16 protein-coding genes are annotated in these 17,221 nt (G+C 32.3%); 5 read left to right on the top strand and 11 right to left on the bottom strand.

Going from position 1 to position 17,221, the window contains the following annotated elements; genetic code table 11:
• Positions 1–74 precede the first annotated feature (74 nt).
• Entirely contained in the window at positions 75–938 is an 864-nt protein-coding gene (locus QLQ96_RS11390) for a PhzF family phenazine biosynthesis protein (protein WP_482496769.1), read from the bottom strand.
• 87 nt (positions 939–1,025) lie between these two features.
• Positions 1,026–4,040, bottom strand: coding sequence for a tetratricopeptide repeat protein (locus tag QLQ96_RS11385; protein WP_482496768.1), 3,015 nt, complete (start codon positions 4,038–4,040; stop codon positions 1,026–1,028).
• A gap of 343 nt (positions 4,041–4,383) precedes the next feature.
• Between QLQ96_RS11385 and QLQ96_RS11380 the strand changes: the two genes are divergently transcribed.
• The 3 genes from QLQ96_RS11380 to QLQ96_RS11370 are packed head-to-tail and all read left to right on the top strand — an operon-like array spanning position 4,384 to position 6,884.
• Complete coding sequence (locus QLQ96_RS11380; RefSeq protein ID WP_482496767.1) at positions 4,384–5,067, top strand: cell division ATP-binding protein FtsE; 684 nt, start codon at positions 4,384–4,386, stop codon at positions 5,065–5,067.
• Positions 5,067–5,954, top strand: a complete 888-nt coding sequence (locus QLQ96_RS11375) for a glycosyltransferase family 2 protein (RefSeq protein WP_482496766.1) — start codon at positions 5,067–5,069, stop codon at positions 5,952–5,954. Before QLQ96_RS11380 ends, QLQ96_RS11375 begins: the two co-directional genes overlap by 1 nt.
• On the top strand, positions 5,955–6,884 hold the full coding sequence (locus tag QLQ96_RS11370; RefSeq protein ID WP_482496765.1) for a glycosyltransferase family 2 protein: 930 nt from the start codon (positions 5,955–5,957) through the stop codon (positions 6,882–6,884). It begins immediately after the preceding gene.
• On the opposite strand, the gene QLQ96_RS11365 is transcribed toward QLQ96_RS11370, so the two are convergent.
• Together QLQ96_RS11365 and QLQ96_RS11360 are read right to left on the bottom strand one after the other, a co-directional pair.
• Positions 6,867–7,301 (bottom strand): sugar 3,4-ketoisomerase, encoded by a 435-nt coding sequence (locus QLQ96_RS11365; RefSeq protein WP_482496764.1) that lies wholly within the window; start codon positions 7,299–7,301, stop codon positions 6,867–6,869. The genes QLQ96_RS11370 and QLQ96_RS11365 overlap by 18 nt on opposite strands.
• Positions 7,274–8,356 (bottom strand): glycosyltransferase, encoded by a 1,083-nt coding sequence (locus tag QLQ96_RS11360; protein WP_482496763.1) that lies wholly within the window; start codon positions 8,354–8,356, stop codon positions 7,274–7,276. Before QLQ96_RS11360 ends, QLQ96_RS11365 begins: the two co-directional genes overlap by 28 nt.
• Before the next feature lie 44 nt (positions 8,357–8,400).
• On the opposite strand from QLQ96_RS11360, the gene QLQ96_RS11355 reads away from it, so the two are divergent.
• Positions 8,401–9,537: a glycosyltransferase gene (locus tag QLQ96_RS11355; RefSeq protein ID WP_482496762.1), complete on the top strand. Its 1,137-nt coding sequence runs from the start codon at positions 8,401–8,403 to the stop codon at positions 9,535–9,537.
• Between the two features lie 4 nt (positions 9,538–9,541).
• Here the strand turns inward: QLQ96_RS11355 and QLQ96_RS11350 are convergent, their stop codons facing one another.
• The 7 genes from QLQ96_RS11350 to QLQ96_RS11320 all read right to left on the bottom strand — a co-directional run bounded on the left by QLQ96_RS11350 (position 9,542) and on the right by QLQ96_RS11320 (position 16,213).
• On the bottom strand, positions 9,542–10,276 hold the full coding sequence (locus tag QLQ96_RS11350) for an acyltransferase (RefSeq protein ID WP_482496761.1): 735 nt from the start codon (positions 10,274–10,276) through the stop codon (positions 9,542–9,544).
• A gap of 2 nt (positions 10,277–10,278) precedes the next feature.
• Positions 10,279–11,766 (bottom strand): oligosaccharide flippase family protein, encoded by a 1,488-nt coding sequence (locus QLQ96_RS11345; RefSeq protein WP_482496760.1) that lies wholly within the window; start codon positions 11,764–11,766, stop codon positions 10,279–10,281.
• Positions 11,766–12,875, bottom strand: coding sequence for a DegT/DnrJ/EryC1/StrS family aminotransferase (locus tag QLQ96_RS11340; protein WP_482496759.1), 1,110 nt, complete (start codon positions 12,873–12,875; stop codon positions 11,766–11,768). Before QLQ96_RS11340 ends, QLQ96_RS11345 begins: the two co-directional genes overlap by 1 nt.
• Positions 12,872–13,819, bottom strand: coding sequence for a FemAB family protein (locus QLQ96_RS11335; RefSeq protein WP_482496758.1), 948 nt, complete (start codon positions 13,817–13,819; stop codon positions 12,872–12,874). The genes QLQ96_RS11340 and QLQ96_RS11335 overlap by 4 nt, the downstream gene beginning before the upstream one ends.
• 1 nt (position 13,820) lies before the next feature.
• Entirely contained in the window at positions 13,821–14,423 is a 603-nt protein-coding gene (locus QLQ96_RS11330; RefSeq protein WP_482496757.1) for a trimeric intracellular cation channel family protein, read from the bottom strand.
• An 85-nt stretch (positions 14,424–14,508) separates the two neighbouring features.
• Positions 14,509–15,363, bottom strand: a complete 855-nt coding sequence (locus tag QLQ96_RS11325; RefSeq protein ID WP_482496756.1) for a hypothetical protein — start codon at positions 15,361–15,363, stop codon at positions 14,509–14,511.
• A gap of 106 nt (positions 15,364–15,469) precedes the next feature.
• Positions 15,470–16,213 (bottom strand): RDD family protein, encoded by a 744-nt coding sequence (locus QLQ96_RS11320; protein WP_482496755.1) that lies wholly within the window; start codon positions 16,211–16,213, stop codon positions 15,470–15,472.
• Between the two features lie 20 nt (positions 16,214–16,233).
• Here QLQ96_RS11320 and QLQ96_RS11315 point away from each other — a divergent pair, with 20 nt between their 5' ends.
• Positions 16,234–17,214, top strand: a complete 981-nt coding sequence (locus QLQ96_RS11315; RefSeq protein WP_482496754.1) for a stage II sporulation protein M — start codon at positions 16,234–16,236, stop codon at positions 17,212–17,214.
• Positions 17,215–17,221 lie beyond the last annotated feature (7 nt).

The following is a 17,221-nucleotide window of genomic DNA, read 5'->3' as shown; positions in this document are numbered from 1 at the left end:
TATTCTTGGCTCTCGCTTCTTTCTTCTTTGTTCCTTCTTAAATCTAAAATCTACATTCTAAAATCTAAAATCGATCAAGCTCCCCACTCGCCTTTAGCTACAAACTGAGCTTTTCCTCCAATATTAATATCGTAATGCTCTCCAGTTAATTTTCCTTTGAAATAAATCTCAGATGGACGATTAATATAATCTCCCTGATAATTCGTTAGTTCAAATTCAGGCAAATGATATTTTAATAAAAAGGCTTGCAAACAAGTGCTCGCGCTTCCTGTCGCCGCATCTTCTACCAATTGATTATGTTCGATGCACAACATTCGGCTAAACAATTTTGATCCTTCCAAATAATAAAAATAAAGACCTCTGTGAGTTGTTTTACAATGATTCTTTAGCCATTCATCTGTTTTATCTTTATCTAAAACCAAATTTCCTAAAGCTCTTTTACTACTTAATCCCACCATAACAAAAGCGCTTCCTGTTGTCACTTCCTGAATCGGAAACTGATTTTCGAAATCGCTTACTTGCAGATTGCTGAAAAACGTAAAATCTATTTTAGAAAAAGTATCCCAAAACTTTGGCTGAGCCGCTTTTAACCAAATCAAATCTTCGGTTTTACTGATGGCGATTGGCCCAATCGGGACTTCTAATTTTATTTCGCTTGGCGAATGATCAAAAACTTTATTCATTAAAACCCAAGAAGTTCCAATAATCGGATGGCCCGCAAACTGCATTTCTTGAGACGGAGTAAAAATTCTGATCTCCGCTTTATTATTTTCTTTATCTAGTTTGGTCACAAATGTGCTTTCTGAGAAATTAATCTCGTGCGCTATTTGCTGCATTTCTTGTGAACTCAAATTTCCAGCATCTAAAAAAACCGCCAGCTGATTTCCAGCATATTTTTTATCAGCAAAAACATCAACTATGTAAAAAGGTAAACTCATTTCTTTCTTTTTTCTTTTAGAGGCAAGAAGCAAGAGAAAAGACTTTCTAAGAAATCTTGCTTCTTGCTTCTTTCATCTACTTTGTCTTTATCGGTTAATTGACGAATTTGTTTTTGACTCTTCCGATTTGATAGCGCTTAATTCTTTTTTCGCTTCTTCAACCACATCTGGATAATCTGTAAAATTGTTAATTACGTTATCCAAAATATAAGTTGCTTGATAGCTATCTTTCAATCCGTAGAAGTTTTTCGCCATTAAAACTAAACCTTTTGCTCCGTAATATTTATAAGCAGAATAGCTTTTTGCTAGTTTTTGAACAGCAGTATTCGAAGCCTCAAATTTTCCTTCTTTTGTTTTAAAATAGGCATCATAATACAAAGCTTCTGCCGCCAATTCTCCTTTTGAAGTAGCTGAAAGTTTTGCGTAAGCTGTTTTTGCTTTATCTTCATTTCCTGTCTGCATAGCCGCGCGTGCCACAATAATCTGTGCATCTGCTTTTACACCTGCGTCTGATTTTGGATTTTCTAATACTTTTTCAGCAGCCACTACAGAACGGTCATAATCTTTTTTGTCGTAATAACATTTCATCAAGTTGGCTTGCGCGAAAGTTTTATTCTGCGGATAATCGGCTTCACTTTCTAATCTTGTTAGAACAGGAATCGCTTTATCGCAATCTTTTGTTTTCAAATAAATCTGAGCCAATCTGTTTAAAGCTTGCTCTGTAAACTCATTTCTAGGCTGATCGATTACAAACTGATAATTTGCTATAGATTTTGTTTCAGATCCATCTGCGTAAGTAAGTTGCGCTAGATAGAAATTAGCTTCAACAGCGTGCAATCCGTTAGGGAATTTAGAAACGTAACCTGCAAAACCCGTAATCGCTTGCTTAGAATTGTTTTGGCTGTATTGTTTGAAAGCCGCATCGTAAGTATCGTTATCCAATTCTGCATCTGTAACGGCAACGAAATCTAACGTACGAACCCAAGTTGCATATTCGTCTACTTTTCCAGAGTCTACATAAATCAATCTTGCTGTTGCAACTGCTTCTAAAGCTTCTGGAGTTTTCGGGAATTCAGCCGCTACTTTTTTAAATTTCGTTAAAGCTTGTTGGTCACGATCTGAATTATAGTAAATCAAACCTTGTTTTAAAATCGCTTTTGAAGTAAACGATCCGTTATTAAATTCAGAAATCAATTGATCGTACGTTTTAATCGCTTGATCATTTTTCTTTTCTGCAACGTAAGTATTTCCTAATTCAAACAAAGCATCATCACGGTAAGATGACTTTTTATACATCTGAAGGAAATTGTTCAACTCGTCTACTTTCTTAGCATTATTTGACATGAATCCGTAAGAAAGCGCTTTTTGAAATTGGGCATAATCTGCATCTACCCCTTTTGCTGCAATTGCTTTTGCATAAGCTTCGTTTGCTGCGCTATATTTTGAAGTTACAAAACGGCAATCTCCCAAACGCAAATAAGAATCGTTTAAACGGTTTTTATCTGAAGGCGAATTATCAATCTGAGCTTGAAAAGAATTTGCCGCCTGATCATAATCTTTCAGTTTAAAATACGTGTAACCAATATTATAATTAATGTTTTTATATTCGTCTGTAGACTTTGCCGCAGCCATTCCTGCAAACTGTTTGTAAGTCAGCAGCGCATTTTGCATATCATCATTCAAATATTCTGTTTCTGCTTTCCAGAAAGTTGCACGCGCTGTAAATTCAGGAGTTTTTTGTTCGCTGATAGCGCTTTTGAACATTTTACCTGCTTCTTGATAATTGTTTTCATTGTACAATTCCAATCCGCGGTAAAAAAGCACTTTTTGGTAAGCTGCTTTGTTTTCAGCCGTTCTATTTTTTTCTAATAAAACTAAAGCTTCTTTGTAGTTTTTAGAAGAAATATAAGAATCAACCAAAAGTTTTTCTACTTCTGCACGGCTTGAATTGTTTGGATATTTTTTAAGGAAATCCAATAAAATACCAGGAACAGCTTGATAAGCATTTCCGATATCGTAACTCAATTTAGCATAATTTAAAGCCGCATCTTCTTGAATCTGAGCATTAAAATCCATTTCAGAAGCATTCTTAAAAGCGTTTAAAGCTTCTTGCTTTTTACCTGTGTTTAAATAACTTAAACCTAAATGATAATAAGCATTTTGAGCCACAAAATCTTTTCCTTCAATAATTTTATTGAACTGAGAAATCGCTTTTTCGTACTCTTTTTGCTCATAATATGCATAACCTAACTGATAAAAATCGGTGTTATTCCATTTTCCTTTTTTACCAGCATATTGCTCTAAATACGGAATCGCTTTTCCGTATTGCTTCAAGTTAAAATAACTTTCTCCAATAATTTTATTCAGTTCCGATTTTTCAATTTCGTTTGATTTACTCATCGCGACTTGCCCTAAATCAATCGCTTTTTGAAAGTTTCCTAATTTGAAATTCATATCAGCTTGATAATACGACAGTTTTTCTTTGTATTTTTCTTCGCCCGAAACCTCATCAAAATACTTTGTAGCTTCTTTATAATCGTCGCCTTCATAAGCCATAAATCCTAAGTAATATTTGGCTTGAGAACCATATTCTTTAGAATTTACCACTTTGTTAAAATAATTGGTTGCTTCTTTTTTCTTTTTAGCATTAAAATAGCTGTAGCCTTTCATGAAGTTTAACTTATCAGCCTCAGATTTACTCATATAGCTTTCGTCAACTTTATCAAACCATTGCAAAGCTTTTGGATAATTTCCTTGTTCGAAGAAAAATTGCGCCGCTTCAATGTAAGCTTGATTCTGTTTAGTACTTGTTGGATAATCATTCACAAATTGCTCCACCAAAGCATCGGCATTTGCTTTATTGGTTCTAATGGCAGAATTTGCAATGTAGAAAGCACAGTCAGACTGCACTTCTTCATTTGTAGTATTGTTTTTTACTTTTTCAAAAATCAATTGTGCCGAAGCATATTGTTTGTCGTTATATAAAGCCAGTGCTTTGTCAAAATCCTTTAATTCGTACGTATAAATAGCCGATTTTTGTGCTGAAGCTATAGACGAAGCAAGGAAAATTTGGAATAAAAAGAACCTGGAAAGTTTACGCATTTTAATAATATTTAGTATTCAAATGTATCATTTTATAAGGGTTATAACGAAACGTTTTGCCGTTTTATTATGAACAAATTATGAAACTACAACTATTTTACGCTTTCTAAAACTTCAATTTATTGATTCTCAAAATTTCTAATACTTATAATTTCAAACCATTCTAGCCATGTAAGTTATTATAAGCAAGAACCTTCTCACACATGCCGCAAAAATGCGGTTATATTGCTTAAATGGTTATTTTTATTATTGTCTTTTTTAGCAATTTTATTCAGAAATCAGCGAAATTTATTTTGAATACAACCGTTATCTTATTACTTTTACCATTCAAACCAATTTTATTATGTCACAAACCGTACTATCTCTTAAAGAAGTCACTATATATCAAGAAGGAAGAAAAATTATATCTCACATTAACCTAGATGTTAATCACGGTGAGTTTATTTACATTATCGGGAAAACTGGTTCTGGAAAAAGTAGTTTTCTAAAAACTTTATATGCTGATTTACCGCTAGTTGAAGGCGAAGGACATATTGTTGAATTTGATTTGGCAAATTTAAAAGAAAAAGACATTCCGTATTTAAGACGTAAAATCGGAATCGTATTTCAAGACTTTAAACTGCTTCCAGACCGTTCAATCAAAGACAATATGCTGTTTGTTTTAAGAGCAACGGGATGGATCGAAAAAGATGCCATGTATCACAAAATTGATGAAGTTTTGGATAAAGTAGGCATGAAAGACTTTGTAAATAAAATGCCTCACCAGCTTTCTGGGGGAGAACAGCAGCGTGTTGCCATTGCAAGAGCACTTCTAAACGACCCAGAATTTATCTTAGCCGATGAGCCAACAGGAAACCTTGATCCGCAAACTAGTTCTGAGGTTTTAGAAGTTTTAAAAGCAATCAATGCTGCAGGTAAAACTATCATTATGGCAACTCACGATTATGCCTTATTGATGAAATTCCCTTCTAAAACTTTAAAATGTGAAGACGAAAGAATCTTCGAAGTAGTGCAAAGAAGCGTGTAATGCTTTCCATTTTAATTCCGGTTTATAATTACAATGTTTTACCGCTTGTAAGCGAACTCCTAAAGCAATGCAATTCTTGTGGAATTATTTTTGAAATCGTTTGTTTTGATGATGCTTCAAATATTTTAACAACTGAAAATCAAACGATTAATCAATTTCAAAATTGCTCTTTTCTTGTTTTAGAAAAAAATATTGGGCGAAGCGCTGTCAGAAATTTATTGGCTGAAAAAGCTGTTTATGAAAATTTGCTGTTTTTGGATGCGGATGCTATTCCTGTTAGTTCAAATTTCCTTTCTACCTATATTACAGAGATAAGCGATAATGAAAAAGTAATTTATGGAGGTATTTTGTATGAAAGTTCTAGACCTAAAAACAATGAGCTTTTAAGATGGATTTATGGTAAAGAAAGAGAAGCTTTACCAGTTTCTGAACGCAGTAAAAATCCGCATCTTTCTTTTTTGACTTTAAACTTTCTGATTAAAAAAAGTATTTTTTCTAAAGTTAGATTTAACGAAAATATACCAAATTTAAGGCATGAAGACACCTTGTTTTCATTTGATTTAAAAGAAAATCAAATTGAGGTTGTTCACATTGAGAATCCTATTTTTCATTTGGGACTGGAAGACAGCAAAACCTTTCTGCGTAAATCTGAAGATGCCGTTCTTAGCTTAAAAAACTTAGTCGATTCGAATTTGATTCCTTCAGAATATACTAGGCTATCCCACTATTTTCAGATTATAAAAAAGTATCATTTGCAAGGAATCACTGCTTTCGGATTCAAAATTTTAAAACCGCTGATGATAAAACAATTTCTAAGTAAAAAACCTTCTCTTCTTCTTTTTGATATGTATCGTTTGGGTTATTACTGTTTTCTTAAAACAAAATAAATGGCTTTTTTCTCTATCATAATTCCGCTTTACAATAAAGAAAATTTTATCGAAAATACGATGCAAAGTGTTTTGGATCAAACTTTAAAGGACTTTGAAATTATTGTAATAAATGACGGATCTACAGATAAAAGCGAAGAGAAATTATTGCAGTTTAAAGATTCTAGAATCCATTATTTCTATAAAAAAAATGAAGGGGTTTCGGCAGCAAGAAATTACGGAATAGAAAAAGCAAATGCCGATTTTATTACTTTTCTTGATGCAGACGATTATTGGTATCCTACGTTTTTAGAAACCATGTTTACGAATATTTCGAAAGTTCCAAATCAAAAAGTATTTTCGGCTGCGATTGAATTTGAGACTTCAAGAAAGACAATTCCCTCAGAATATTCTATTCCAAAAACCAATGAGGATTTTGAAATTGTAAATTATTTTAAATCGAGTATAAAAGAATCTGCGATTTGTACATCTTGCGCCGTTTTTCATAAGTCGATTTTTGAAGAAATTGGAAATTTTGACACCAAACTTAAAAGTAATGAAGATACCGATTTATGGATCAGAATCGGACTTGTTTATCCAGTTGTGTTTTCTTGGAAAATATTGGCTCGTTATGTTTACGATCCTAGAAGCCTTTCGAAAAACAATAAACTAATTAAAGAAAAATTAGATTTTTCGAAGTTTGAAACAGCAGAAAAGACAAATTCAGATTTAAAAAAAATTTTAGATTTAAATCGGTTTTCACTTGCTATAAAAAGCAAATTAGCTGGCGAGAACGCGCTTTTCTATAATTATTACAACGCAATAGATTTGGAAAATTTAAGTCCGAAAAAAAGATTTTTACTGCGTCTTCCTGCATTTGTATTGCGTTTTTTAATTTCCTTTAAAACCTTTTTAGCAAATTCAGGAATTGGTTCATCGGTCTTTAAATAGCCTGAATTTTTTATATTCTCGAATATAATCTTCTTCACTGAATTCACCCGAAGACAAAACCAGACAAACACTTCCCGAAGAGAAGTTTTTAAGTTCTCGCCAAATTCCCGAAACAATAAGCAGTCCCATATTGGGTTTATTCAGAGTAACTGTTTTTATGTTTTTTCCATCTTTCAAAACCACATCAAAGCTACCACTTAGAGCAATTAAAAATTCCTGTTGTTCAACATGAGCATGTCCTCCTCTTTTGCTTCCGCTTGGAATATCATACAAATAATATACTCTTTTAGAAGCAAATGGAATTGTATCTCCTTCTACAACCGAAAGGTTTCCTCTTCGATCCTGAATTTTAGGAATTTCAATGAGTTGAATATCTGAAATATTCGCCATTATTGATGATTTAAAAGATTCTTCCATTGTTCTGAAATATTTTTTAAAGACAAATGTTTTACGCTTTCAGCAGCATTCCTTTTGCAAAAATTATACAATTCGCTGTCATCTGCAAATCGATTCATTGCTTCTGCAAAGGCTTTTGTATTACGATTTTCGACCAATAAACCATTGAACTCATTTTGAATAACTTCTCGCGGTCCAGAATTACAATCTACAGCAATAACAGGTGTTCCCAAAGCTAATGATTCTACAATAGATAACGGAAAACCCTCATAATTACTGGTCAAAACGGTAAATTTTGCTTCTCGAACCTCATCAAAAGGGTTTTCTTGAAAAGGAAGAATTTCGACAAATTCATTCAAATTTAAAGTTGCAATTTTCTTCTTAATAAAATCTAAATCGTTTCCTGCTCCCATCAAATGCAAATGATATCCTTTCTCATATATTTTAGATTGTGAAAAAGCTTCTAACATTAAGGTGAAATTTTTTGCTTTTTCATCAAATCTTCCAAAAAATAAAATCACTTTTTTGGTTTCCAAAACTTCTTTTTTTAATTCTTCTTCGGCAATGGAAAAAGGATTATAAATTGTAATCGTATTTTTGAATTCATAAAGCTTTTTCGCTTTTTCTTCAATAGCCTTTGAAACACAGATTAAAGCTTCAATATTCTTGTAAAGCATTCTTGACCAAAACTTTGAAGACGGAAAATAAATCTGAAAATTATAACTGTGAACGATATAATAAACTTTTAAATCACGGTAAATGAATCTGGTAATTAATTCTCGCAATAAGACATTTCTTGCTCTTCCATCGATAACAATTTCTATATTATTTTGAACCAGATAATTTCTCAATAATTTTCCTTTTTTCAGTTTTCTAAAAAAAGAAAACGAACCTGAATTTTCTTTTTCTAAGTTGAATAAAGTTCCTGTATACGAATAATCTACACAATCATTGACAATAATTGAATGAACTTCAAAACCAGAATCTTCTAGCATAAAAGTAAGCAAACCTCCAAAACGTTCTGCCCCTCCCTCGCCCAATGAACGTGAAACAATAGCAACTTTCTTTTTACTCATGTTTTAACCAAAAAAGTAAATATATTTGTCAAATATACACATTAATGAAAGTATTATTGGTAGGCGAATACAGCCATTTGCACAATTCTTTAAAAGATGGTTTACAGTCTTTAGGACATGAAGTTTTTATTGTTGGTCGAAAAGATGGCTTTAAAAATTTTCCTGTTGATTTTCCTATCCAAAAAAAATGGGATTCGGGTTTACTTAAAAAAATAAAAGTCGCCATCTATAAATTATCAGGATTTGACGTTAGTTCATTTTTAACGTATCGCCAGTTTTCAAAATTCAAAAAACAATGTTCTGGTTTTGATGTTGTACAATTGATCAACGAAAACAGTTTTGAATGTCAGCCTTACTTCGAAAAAAAGATTATTTCGCATCTTTTAAAGAACAATCAGAAGCTTTATTTATTGAGTTGTGGCTACGATTATTTAAATGTGAAATATTGTCTTGAAAATCGCTCTTTTAAATCGGTTTTTCCGTTATATCTAAATCATAAAATTGACAAAAAGTCATTAGGAAATGTTTTGAAATTTCAAGAAAAATCGTTTTTCAAATTACATCAATTTATTTATAAAAATAGTAGAGGGATAATTGCTTCCGATTTGGATTATCACCTTCCGCTGCAAGGAAATGAAAAATATTTAGGCTTGATTCCAAATCCGATTAATATTGAAAAACTTCCTTTTCAGCCGATAGATATTACCGATAAAATCATCATTTTTCATGGCATCAACAATGATAATTATTTTAAAAAAGGAAATGATTATTTTGAAAAAGCTTTAGAAATAATTGAGAAAAAATATGCTTCAAAAATTGAAATAATAACGGTTCGCAGCGTTCCTTATGCTGAATACATCAATTTGTACAACAGCTGTCATATTTTGCTGGATATGGTTTATGCCTACGATCAAGGTTACAACGCTCTGGAAGCAATGGCTAAAGGAAAAGTAGTTTTTACAGGTGCCGAAACAGAATTTACAGATTATTATAATCTCACTGAAAAAGGCTGCATAAACGCCATTCCAAACGTTGATTATCTGGTAAATGAACTGTCTTTTTTAATTGAAAATCCAAATGAAATTACGGCAATCGGAAAACGTGCACGAGCTTTTATTGAAGAACATCATCATTATATAAAAATTGCAGAAAAGTATATTCAGAAATGGAATGAAAATTAAGCAATTAAATTATTAACCATTTGTCCATATTTTCCATTTCTCCTTTCCAATCTCTCGAAATATTGTTCTTAAGCAATTTGGCTGGTATTCCGCCAATCAGAACATTTTCTCCTAAAGAAGAATAATTTTTAGTACACAAACTATTGGAAGCAATTGTACAATAATCTGGCGTTACAGTTCCTTTCATGATCGAAACCCTATTGCTTATAAAGTTGTAATTTCCTATTTGGATCGGCGCAGTCATTTTAAAACTCTTACCATTTTCAGTATCAATCATTGTATGAAAATTGGTATCTATTATCTGGCACTCAGAACCTAATCTGGCATAATTTCCAAGGCTTATTTTTTCTACACAAATTACTTTTCCATTGGATGCTAAAGATGCCATATGCCCGAATTCACAAAATGCACCTTCTTTTATATAAACAAAATAATCTTTTCCGAATTGCACGTGGCCATTAAAAGCCAATGTTCCCGATAAATTAATTTCTGCAATTCCTTTATGAACGGTATTCATTTCATAAGGTTGTCCAAAGCCGATCATAGCTTTACGAATAGGTGCATTAATCAAGATTTGACCTGATAAAGAGCCAAATTTAACTGGCCCATAAAAGAAAACAGGAAGCTTTTTTGCAGTCTGAAATGGGAATTTCTTGAAATTAAAATATAAAGTTTTAATCCAGTTTACTGAATAATAGAATTTCAATTGATTATACAAAAATCTCAATCTGGCTTTCATAATTAATTTTTGTTGTTTCTGAACGTCGAAATTACAATTTCTTTCAAGTTTATTTCTCGATTAATTTCATACAAAAAATAAGCAATTGACAGCACGCAAAGCAATCCCATCAATATAGATCTTACTATCTCTAATTCAATATATCTAAAGAAAAAACTCACCATACATAATAAAAAAGATGTCGAAAAAGTTATGTAGACTTTTCTATCAAAATAAAAATTATATCGTTTTTTGGTAATTACTTTCATTGCAAAAAAATGAATGATAGAATAAATCAAAAAGCTAATTCCAAGCCCTTCTAAACCATAAAAATAATACCCAGTAATATTCAGCAAAATGGCTAAAATATTAAATATTATAGCTGTTTTTGTAAAGATTTTAGAATCTCCTTTAGCAATTAAAATATAGCCCATCGAGAATGAGGCCGCTTTAAAAAGCATTCCAATAATTCCAAAACAAACCATCGGAATTACTTCTAAAAATTTAGAAGTATAGAGCACTTTAATTATAATTGGTATGAACGTTAGAAATAAGACTATTATTGGCGTGATGATTAATATTGAAATATAAGATTGCTGCAAAACACTGATTCTTACTCTAGCATTGTCTGCGTTTATTGCCGCTAATCTCGGATAATAATCTGTGCTCATAACCGTAAAGATTAATCCGACGTACGAATTCAACAGCGTAAAACCTGCACTATAGAGTCCGACTTGCTCGGTATTTCCTGCATTGCTGATATAAATTTGGGTAAAATACGCGGAAAGAAAAGTCAATAATGAGCTTACGGTTAGCATTACCCCAAGCTTTACGATGCTTTTTCCTTCACTTAAAAGTTCCTGTTTGCAAATATTTACTTTTTGCAATTTTACTTTTGATGCATAATAAAATGAAAAAATGAGCGCTCCAAAAAAACTTAAAATAATAGTCGGAACAATGGCATCAATTTTTAAATAGTAATAAAGCGGAATAGAGAATAGTAATCCGAAGAGATTTCCGTATAGATTGGCTTTTGCTAGTAAATTCAATTTTCGCAATCCTTGAAGAACAACCAACTGACTTGATGTTAATTGTTTAAAAACCAATGTTACAGCTAAAAAAACAAGAGAAGTAGTTTGACTATCATTTCCGAAACTAAAAATACTAATCCATTTTGAAAAAAGAATAGTCACAACAGCGCCTAAAGCACCTGTAAACAGCATTATTTGTTTTATGATCGTCGCAATCTTTGAAACCGATCTAACATCGTCATCTTTATAATTTTCTGAAATACTTTTTATGGCACTTGTTTCAACTCCCAAACCTGTGGCCGTGCCAATGAGATTCAATATCGAATTCAGCATTGCAATAATTCCCATTCCTTCTGCACCAACAAAAACCGCAATTAGTTTTGTTCTGATAACAGAAAATAAAATGGTTAAAAACTGTACACTCCCAAAAATAGAAGTGGATTTTAAAATTTGCCGATATGAAACTTTACTATCAGACATTAAAAATGATTAATAGTTTCGATAATAAAATCAACTTCAGATTCCGTTAAAACCGGACTCATCGGCAAACTCAAAACTTCCCGATGAATTTTCTCTGTAATAGGAAATGATAAATTATTCCAATCCAAAAAAGCTTTTTGTTTGTGCGGAGGAATTGGATAATGTATAACCGTTTGAATATTATTTTGAGCTAAATATTCTTGAAAATGCGCTCTATTTTCTGTTCGAATAACAAATAAATGGAAAACGTGATTATTAGATAAATCCCAAAATGGAAGCACTATTTTATCATTTTTGATTTCTGCTAAATATCGTTTTGCAACGGCTCTTCTTTTCTCATTATCTGAATCCAAATTGGGAAGTTTCAGATTTAAAAAACCTGCTTGCAATTCGTCCAGTCTTGAATTTACACCAATATATTCGTTATAATATTTCTTTTCTGACCCATAATTCCGAAGCGAAAAAAGCACTTTTGCCAATTCAGAATCGTTTGTAGTAATTGCACCGCCATCGCCCAAACAACCAAGATTTTTTCCTGGGTAAAAGCTGTAAGCGATTGCTGATTTTATATTATCGATTTTAGTCCCGAAGCGTCGGGATAGATTTTCAGCTCCGTGAGATTGCGCTGCGTCTTCTACAATTATTAAATCATTTTGTGTGGCAATTTCATTTATTTTTTCCATTTCAGCTAATTGTCCGTATAAATGGACAGCTAAAATGGCTTTTGTTTTTAGAGTAATTTTCTCCTGAATTAAATCTGGATTTATATTGTAGGTTTCTAATCTTGGTTCTACCAAAATTGGAACTAAATCGGCTTGTAAAATGGCTAAAATACTCGCAATATAAGTATTTGCAGGAACAATTACCTCATCACCTTTTTTGAGTTTTCCGAGTTCTATATATCCTTTAAAAATAAGAACCAAAGCATCAAAACCATTTCCTACTCCAATGCAATATTTAGAATGACAATATTCGGCGAAAGCCTTTTCAAATGTTTCCACTTCTTTCCCTAAAATATACCAGCCGTTTTCTAAAACCAATTTCAGTTTCTCCTGAAAATCAATTTCATACGGTTCGTTTATTTTTTTTAGATCTAAAAATGGTATCACTTTATTTCAATTTTATAAAAATCCTGATTGTAGACAGAACAACCTAACTCTTCTTTTTGACTCAAAAGTCCTTTATTATAACCTGACTCATTTTCTTCATTAACTGTCCCCATATCAAAGAAATGTTTTCCTTTTCTTTTGTATTTATGAATCAGATTAATGAATAAAAAGTCCAAAGCTCGAAATTCTTCTCCTGTCTTGGAAGTTGCTCCGTATTGTGATTTAATTAGATTTTTGGTTTCAAAAATGGTTATTCCGGCGATAATTTCGTCGTTTCTGTAGGCCGAATATTGTTTGATATTTTGAGGGAATTTAGATTTCAAAAACGCCATTTCTTCTTTGGAATGAACGGGTTTTACATCAAATTTTTCTAATAGTCTTGGCTCTAAAACTTTATCCCAAAACGGATCGAAGTTTTCTTCTTCAAAAATATCTAAATCAAGATTTTCAATTCGTCTGAAGTGTTTCATCTTACTTTTTGAAATCTTCAAAGGAACCGTCAGATTAACCGCCAGATTCATTTCTTTTCGTTCTAAAACTGCTCCTCTTTTCATTAGAAAAAAGTCCGTTGTAGCATTACCTTCCGAAAAATAAAAATTTGGAATTGGCTTATAATAAAAAGTTTCGAATTTATTTTCTTTCAAAAAAAGCAAAATTTCATCCAAAATCGATTCTATACTTTCTGCTTTCAATTTGGATAAAAAAACCAATCCGCCATAAGTCAGACCTTGATGAGAATAAAGTGAATTCCCTTTTTTATTGGCTGGAAGAATGGCGCGCAGTTTTTCTCCTTCAAAAATTAAAAGTGAAAAATCTTCAAAACGGTCTTTATGGTATTCCATAAAATCGCGATGAAATAAAAAAGTAGCATTTTTGGCCTGAGCGACAAAATCGTTCCAAACCGAATAATCTTCTTGAGTGTATTTTCTAATAGTATATTTCATGCTACATATGATCAAATGCCTTTAAATGCCATTTGTATTTAACTGCCATTAATCGAATCGTAATAATTATAAGAGAAGTGACTAAATATAAAATGTCGTCGTTTAAATTTAATTGTCGCAATCCAAAAAATACGATTCCGCCAAAAATGCAGATTGTCGCATAGATTTCTTCTCTAAAAACATTTGGAATTTCGTTGCACAAAATATCACGAATTACACCTCCAAAACAAGCTGTCATTGTTCCTAAAGCGATACAAATTGCTGGGTGAAGTCCGGTTAAAATTCCTCTTTCAAGTCCTATTAATGTAAAAACTCCAAGCCCGATTGTATCAAAAAGAAACAATGAGGTTCGAAGTTTATCAAAGCTTTTTCTGAAAAGAATCGCGAGAAAAAATCCTAAAATGATCACATACACGTATTGCATGTCGCGCATCCAGCCTACAGGAGTTCTTCCGATTAAGACATCACGAAGCGTTCCGCCTCCAACCGCAGTAACAAATGCAATGATAAAAACCCCAAACGGATCTAGTTTTTTGTGCATTGCTGTTAAGGCGCCAGACATAGCAAACGCCATTGTACCAATAATATCAAGTAGGTGAAACATTTTTTTTGAGTTACAAAGATGCAAAGGGGCAAAGTTACAAAGTTGTAAGGAATAATCTTAGCAAATCTGGCTCATGAAATAGTTATTATTTTTTCACGTAAATCGGACTTCTTTTCAGCAAATATGTGATAGATTCCATCCAGCTGTCTTTTACTGCCAAAAAAGGTTTACGAGTTTGAGAATAGATTTTATCTGTGTTTCTGTACATATCAAAATAAACTGTATAGTAGTAATACGTCTGATTGTTTGCGGTTGTGGTCGAGATGTCGCTTGTTGTAACTTTTTTATTGTTATTGCTCACTTTTGCATTTCCGCTGTTATAAGTGGTTGCTGTAGTCGCAGTTCCAATTGTGTACGAAACTTTTGCTGCAACAATATTATCAACGCCTAATATTTTTTCAAGATCTTGTATTGGTGTTTCGTCTATATTAGTGTGGTCAATTCCCGCTTTGTGCAATAAGCTGTTTGTTATTCTTAAGTCCTGAACTGTCAACGGAAAAATATTAGCCGATTTATCCAACAACTTGTTGTACAAATCGTTTTGAGCAAATTTTGCCATATCTTCAGAACCTTGCTGATTATCTGCATTTATGTAAGGAATTGGCAAAACTGCAATTGTATTATGGTGCATATCTGCACTTACAATGTTTGGCGATGATACATTTTGATCTGTTGCGCCTGTGCTTGGAGAAACATCAAAAGTTTGAGATCTTCCGCTTGCAAAATCGATTCTCGCAATTTGCGATACATCTAATGAAATTTGCATCGTCTCGCCAGGAAGTGAATATTCTACGGTTTTATCAGACATTTTTGAAATTGTACATTCTATAATCTGATAGTCTCTTTTTATAATTTTATCTAATTTTTTTCCGCTTTGAGCAAAACTAACACAAGCAGACAATAATAGTAACAATACGAGTAAAGGCTTTGTAATTTTCATTTGTTTGGAAGTTTACGATTTAATTTTATATGAATAAACTTACGAATAAATTTTAAAAAATTATCATTAAAAACCAAAAATCACTATTAATCGTTACAGAAAAAAATTACATATTTTGGGTATAGAAATTATAATCTTTTAAAATTACCCGTATAAAATCACTGTTGTTTCCAGATTGATTTTTGATGCCCGTTACACTCTCAATTTTTGCCACTAATTTGTAAATAACTTCGTGATCGTTTTTAGCCGCAGCCTTTTGAAAAGTTTCTTTTATAATACGCATATCATTGTCTGAAAGCTTAATGACCAACGGATAAGTCGGCACGTAAGATTCTCCAATTTCTTCTAAAATGGTATGACTGATATTAATTTTATTCTTTAAAGTAATTACTGCTGTTCCCGCAGCCATATCTCCCAATCGCTGTGATTTCTGACTCGTAATAACCGAAATAAGTCCTGGAAGTCCGAAGAAAGTAAAAAAATCAATTACTCTAAAAAACCAGCGAATCAAATAATCTCCAAAACCGGCTTGATAGCCATCAATTTTTACGACTTTAATTTTCAATAGTTTTTTTCCAAGTGACTGTCCTTCAAAAACACTTTCTAAAACTAGCGAGTAAATTATTACTGGCGAATAGAGCATTAAGAAAATCGCGCCGCGAGACCAACCGTCCAAATTAACCATCAACCGATCCAGTTGCAACCAATCAAAAAGTACAATCGAAAGTGCTGTTATATAACAGATTATTATAAACAAATCAATAAAAAAAGCTCCGAGTCTTTCGCCTACAGAAGCGGCAATAAAATTTATTTTGACATTTTGTGTCGTATTAATAGATAATTCTGACATATTTCATATTTTAGCCTACAATGAGAGAAATCGCCTTTATAAAACAAAACAGAGAAAAATGGCTCGAGTTTGAGCTGGCAATTTTTGGTAAAGCTAAAAAAAATCCTGATGAATTAGCTAATTTGTACATTCAAATGATGAATGATTTATCTTACGCCCAAACGTATTATCCTAAAAGTAAAACGGTTGTGTATTTGAATCATCTTGCTTCTCAGATTTATCAAAAGATTTACAAAACCAAACGCACAGATAAGAATCGAATTATAGATTTCTTTAAAATTGAAGTGCCTTTGTTGGTTTATGAATACAAAAGGTATTTAGCTTATGCTTTTGTTTTGTTTTTTATTACGGTTTCAATTGGAGTTCTTTCTGCTCGCTACGATCGGGATTTCGTGCGTCTGATTTTGGGTGACGAATACGTAAATATGACTTTAGAAAACATCAAAAAAGGCAATCCAATGGCTGTGTATGGTTCGGGTAGCAATTGGGGAAGTTTTATTGGCATTACTGTAAATAACCTTTTTGTGGGTGCTAAATGTTATTTCTACGGAATTTTTGCCGGAATCGGAACTTTCAATGTCTTTCTTCAAAACTGCATTATGTTGGGTTCTTTTCAGTATTTTTTCTACGAACAAGGTGTTTTCTGGAAAAGCGTCCGAGGAATCTGGATTCATGGTTCGATGGAAATTTTCGCGATTGTAATCGAAACAACTGCTGGATTTATTTTAGGAGCTTCTATCCTATTCCCTAAAACTTTTTCAAGATTAAATTCGTTTAAAATTGGTTTTAAAAACAGTTTCAAAATATTCTTAAGTACTTTTCCTTTCACGATAAGTGCCGGATTTTTAGAAGGTTTTATAACACGATATTCTATTGATATGCCCAATTGGCTAAGCAGTTTTATTATCTTATTTACACTTGCAATAATTTCGTTTTATTACTTGTTTTACCCTTTTATTGTGCACAAAAAATTTCATTCTTTAACCGCCGAAAACCTTTAAGACCAAG

It is taken from the genome of Flavobacterium sp. B167r, assembly GCF_056824315.1.
The sequence above is the reverse complement of the archived record's forward strand: the minus strand, read 5'-3'. Positions and strand labels throughout refer to the sequence as shown.

Excerpts from the sequence above, each read along its gene's own strand:
- QLQ96_RS11390 (WP_482496769.1), bottom strand. The coding sequence starts at position 938 with ATGAGTTTACCTTTTTACATAGTTGATGTTTTTGCTGATAAAAAATAT.
- QLQ96_RS11385 (WP_482496768.1), bottom strand. The coding sequence starts at position 4,040 with ATGCGTAAACTTTCCAGGTTCTTTTTATTCCAAATTTTCCTTGCTTCG.
- QLQ96_RS11380 (WP_482496767.1), top strand. The coding sequence starts at position 4,384 with ATGTCACAAACCGTACTATCTCTTAAAGAAGTCACTATATATCAAGAA.
- QLQ96_RS11375 (WP_482496766.1), top strand. The coding sequence starts at position 5,067 with ATGCTTTCCATTTTAATTCCGGTTTATAATTACAATGTTTTACCGCTT.
- QLQ96_RS11370 (WP_482496765.1), top strand. The coding sequence starts at position 5,955 with ATGGCTTTTTTCTCTATCATAATTCCGCTTTACAATAAAGAAAATTTT.
- QLQ96_RS11365 (WP_482496764.1), bottom strand. The coding sequence starts at position 7,301 with ATGGAAGAATCTTTTAAATCATCAATAATGGCGAATATTTCAGATATT.
- QLQ96_RS11360 (WP_482496763.1), bottom strand. The coding sequence starts at position 8,356 with ATGAGTAAAAAGAAAGTTGCTATTGTTTCACGTTCATTGGGCGAGGGA.
- QLQ96_RS11355 (WP_482496762.1), top strand. The coding sequence starts at position 8,401 with ATGAAAGTATTATTGGTAGGCGAATACAGCCATTTGCACAATTCTTTA.
- QLQ96_RS11350 (WP_482496761.1), bottom strand. The coding sequence starts at position 10,276 with ATGAAAGCCAGATTGAGATTTTTGTATAATCAATTGAAATTCTATTAT.
- QLQ96_RS11345 (WP_482496760.1), bottom strand. The coding sequence starts at position 11,766 with ATGTCTGATAGTAAAGTTTCATATCGGCAAATTTTAAAATCCACTTCT.
- QLQ96_RS11335 (WP_482496758.1), bottom strand. The coding sequence starts at position 13,819 with ATGAAATATACTATTAGAAAATACACTCAAGAAGATTATTCGGTTTGG.
- QLQ96_RS11330 (WP_482496757.1), bottom strand. The coding sequence starts at position 14,423 with ATGTTTCACCTACTTGATATTATTGGTACAATGGCGTTTGCTATGTCT.
- QLQ96_RS11325 (WP_482496756.1), bottom strand. The coding sequence starts at position 15,363 with ATGAAAATTACAAAGCCTTTACTCGTATTGTTACTATTATTGTCTGCT.
- QLQ96_RS11320 (WP_482496755.1), bottom strand. The coding sequence starts at position 16,213 with ATGTCAGAATTATCTATTAATACGACACAAAATGTCAAAATAAATTTT.
- QLQ96_RS11315 (WP_482496754.1), top strand. The coding sequence starts at position 16,234 with ATGAGAGAAATCGCCTTTATAAAACAAAACAGAGAAAAATGGCTCGAG.